This is a genomic window from Fibrivirga algicola, assembly GCF_011742925.1.
In the GTDB taxonomy this organism is placed as follows: domain Bacteria; phylum Bacteroidota; class Bacteroidia; order Cytophagales; family Spirosomataceae; genus Fibrella; species Fibrella algicola.
The window spans coordinates 1-372 of the sequence record NZ_WAEL01000040.1 but is presented as its reverse complement, the minus strand read 5'-3'; the positions used below and the strand labels follow the sequence as shown (position 1 = coordinate 372).

The 372-nt window shown below is 47.0% G+C and carries 1 rRNA gene; it reads left to right on the top strand.

Annotated elements, in window-relative coordinates:
- Positions 1–294: 294 nt before the first annotated feature.
- Positions 295–372: ribosomal RNA gene (locus tag F7231_RS27110) — 16S ribosomal RNA — on the top strand; the annotation flags it as partial.

The window sequence follows — 372 nt, the reverse complement described above, 5'->3', positions numbered from 1 at the left end:
TAAAAATAATTTTCGCCAAATGCTTGACAAACGAAATAAACCGCGTACCTTTGCAGTCCCAAATGAGGGAAACAAAATGAGAGCCACCCAGTCAGTTTAGTACCGGCCTTCACTTTGAGTAACCAGCCAGGGTATTTGGCACCACGATCGGCAACGGCTGATCGCTTCGTTCTTTGACCAACTGTCAGCAATACAATTAACAAGTCTTGATCAGTTTGATCGGCTCACTTCTTCGGAAGCGGGTCATCAGTCTGCATCAACAAAAGACACGCTACTTCGGTAGCACACATATTTACGATGGAGAGTTTGATCCTGGCTCAGGATGAACGCTAGCGGCAGGCCTAATACATGCAAGTCGGACGGGCAGCAATG